The 2,591-nt window shown below is 72.4% G+C and carries 3 protein-coding genes and 1 pseudogene; 2 read left to right on the top strand and 2 right to left on the bottom strand.

The features are described 5' to 3' along the window. Positions 1 to 232: 232 nt before the first annotated feature. Positions 233 to 949, top strand: coding sequence for a pseudouridine synthase (locus tag AC1D15_RS26355; RefSeq protein WP_047504874.1), 717 nt, complete (start codon positions 233 to 235; stop codon positions 947 to 949). A 20-nt stretch (positions 950 to 969) separates the two neighbouring features. Beyond that, the gene (locus AC1D15_RS26350) at positions 970 to 1,659 is read left to right on the top strand and encodes a 4'-phosphopantetheinyl transferase family protein (protein ID WP_477828317.1); all 690 of its coding nucleotides are present in this window, start codon (positions 970 to 972) and stop codon (positions 1,657 to 1,659) included. Here the strand turns inward: AC1D15_RS26350 and alkB are convergent. Next, entirely contained in the window at positions 1,640 to 2,296 is a 657-nt protein-coding gene (gene alkB / locus AC1D15_RS26345) for a DNA oxidative demethylase AlkB (RefSeq protein ID WP_477828316.1), read from the bottom strand. The two genes, AC1D15_RS26350 and alkB, sit on opposite strands and share 20 nt — an antisense overlap. A gap of 10 nt (positions 2,297 to 2,306) precedes the next feature. Next, positions 2,307 to 2,591, bottom strand: a pseudogene (locus tag AC1D15_RS26340) (hypothetical protein); the annotation flags it as partial.

Below are 2,591 nucleotides of genomic sequence, written 5' to 3'. Positions count from 1 at the left end.
CAACACCGCGTTCGGCCGCCCGTCGGGCCCGTCCGGGCCGTCGGGGCCGCGCGACACGTCCTCGCGCAACCCGAGCCCGCGCCACGGCGCCCAGCGCGACAACGCCCCGCGCAACACCGCCTTCGGCAACAGCCGCCCTGCCCCGCAACGCCCCAACCCGCGCTTCGAGCGCGACGACGACGAACCCGTTTACCACGCCGAGCAGCCCGGCAGCCTGCGCCTGTCCAAGCGCATGAGCGAACTCGGCATCGCGTCGCGCCGCGAGGCCGACGAGTGGATCCCGAAGGGCTGGGTGCGCGTCGACGGCCAGGTCGTCAAGGAACTCGGCTCGCGCGTGATGCCCGGCCAGCGCATCACCGTCGATGCCCAGGCCCGCCACCAGCAGGCGCAACGCGTCACGGTGCTGATCAACAAGCCGGTCGGCTACGTCAGCGGCCAGGCGGAAGACGGCTACGAGCCGGCCTATGTGCTCGTGAAGCCCGAGAACCAGTGGCACGACGACAACTCCGGCACCCGCTTCCTGCACACCCACCTGCGCGGCCTCGCGCCGGCCGGGCGGCTCGACATCGACTCGGTCGGCCTGCTGGTGCTGACGCAGGACGGCCGCGTCGCCAAGCAGCTGATCGGCGAGAACAGCGAGATCGAGAAGGAATACCTGGTGCGCGTGCAGCGCCCCGACGGCACGCGCCTGCCCGACAGCGAACTCGCGCTGCTGAACCACGGCCTCGAGCTCGACGGCGAGGCGCTGCGCCCGGCCCAGGTGGAATGGGTCAACGACGACCAGCTGCGCTTCGTGCTGCGCGAAGGCAAGAAGCGCCAGATCCGGCGCATGTGCGAGGCGGTCGGGCTGGAAGTGCTGGGCCTCAAGCGCGTGCGCATCGGCCGCGTGATGCTGGGTGACCTGCCGCCCGGGCAGTGGCGCTACCTGCGGCCGGACGAGGCGTTCTGAGCCTGTCGATGGCGGGCTCGTTGCCGTACACCKAACTGGCGGCACCGCTCGGGCTGCGGTTGTGGTGGCTGCGGCTCGACGAGATGCCCGATGCCGCCGCACTCGCGACGCTGTCGGCCGACGAGATCGCGCGCGGCCAGCGCTTCGCGTTCGAGGGCCTGCGGCGCAGGCACCTGGCGTCACACGTCGCGTTGCGGGCGATCCTCGCTCAGCAGACCGGCCTGCCCGCCGCCGCGCTGGTGTTCGGTGCCGGCCCGTTCGGCAAGCCGTTCCTGCACGCGCCGGCCGCCTGCGTCTTCAACATGAGCCACAGCGACGATGTCGCGGTGATCGCAGTGGCGCCAGGTGCATCGGCGGGCACCGAGATCGGCGTCGACGTGGAGGTGCTGCGGCCGATGCGCGATGCGATCGCGCTGGCCGAGCGCAATTTCACGTCGGCCGAACAACGCGCGCTGCGGGCCGCGCCACCCGAGCAGCGCGACCTCGCCTTCATGCGCGGCTGGACCCGCAAGGAAGCCTGCCTGAAGGCGATCGGCAGCGGGCTGTCGATTCCGCCCGACGCGGTCGATGCCGGATTGCAGCAGGACCTTGCCGCGCTGCAGGTCGTGCATGACGGCGCCCGTCACGCGCTGCAGGTGCAATCGCTCCCGGAGCACGCCGGCACGGCACTCGCCGTCGCGGTGCGCGAGGTCAGCGCCCCGCCTTCCTGAAGGTCAGGTTGATCCGCGAGCGCCCGGTCGCCGGATGCTCGCCGTCCGCGAGCGGCGCCACGCCGTGGAAGGCCAATCGCGAAGCACCGCCCCACACGACCACGTCGCCATGCGCCAGCCGCAGCCGCTGCACGGGCGACTGCCGTTGCGTGCCGCCGAACAGGAACACCGCCGGCAGCCCCAGCGACACCGACACGATCGGTGCGCCGAAGTCCTCCTCATCGCGGTCCTGGTGCAGCGACAGCCGCGCCCCCGGTTCGTAGAAGTTGACGAGGCTCGCGTCCGGCTCGAAGCCGTCGAACCCCGCGCAGGCCGCGGCATGCACCGCCAGCTCGCGAAAACTGCGCGGCATCGCCGGCCACGCCGCGCCGCTCTGCGGATCGCTCGCCTGGTAGCGGTAGCCGCGCCGGTCGGACACCCAGCCGAGCGGCCCGCAGTTGGTCATCGCGACCGACATGCGCTGCCCGCCCGGCGTCACCAGGTGCCGCCACGGCGCTGCCGCCAGCACCGGCTGCAGGTCGGCCAGCAGGGCGGGCGCCCGCTGCAGCGCGAGCCGGCGCAACACCACCGCACCGTCGGCGATCACCTCCTGCGACGGCGGCGCATCGTCGATCGCATCGAACAGGTCACCGGTCATCGACGATCGGTCACTGCGCCCGCTGGAAGCCTGCATCCGGCATGAACCAGCCGTCGCTGACCGGCTTCACCTCGAGCGTCTTCACCTCGTAGCTGTAGCTCAGCAGCGGGCCGCCCGCGGCGCCGGCCGGCTTGCCGTCGCCGCCACCGCCACCGAGCAAGCCGCCCAGCAGGCTGCCGACGCTCGGTGCCGAGGTGTTGCCGCGCGCGGCCGAGGCGTCGTCGCCGCAGGCATTGCCGTCGGCCGTCCACGCCAGCGTCATCGCCATCGGGTAGCCGCGCACCTTCTTCAGCTC

The organism is Rhizobacter sp. P2_H2 (assembly GCF_056403375.1).
Note: the sequence above shows the minus strand (reverse complement) of the source record. Positions and strands in the feature narration are given on the sequence as shown.

Coding starts and splice junctions, on each gene's coding strand:
- AC1D15_RS26355 (WP_047504874.1), top strand. CDS start 233: ATGAGCGAACTCGGCATCGCGTCGCGCCGCGAGGCCGACGAGTGGATC.
- alkB (WP_477828316.1), bottom strand. CDS start 2,296: ATGACCGGTGACCTGTTCGATGCGATCGACGATGCGCCGCCGTCGCAG.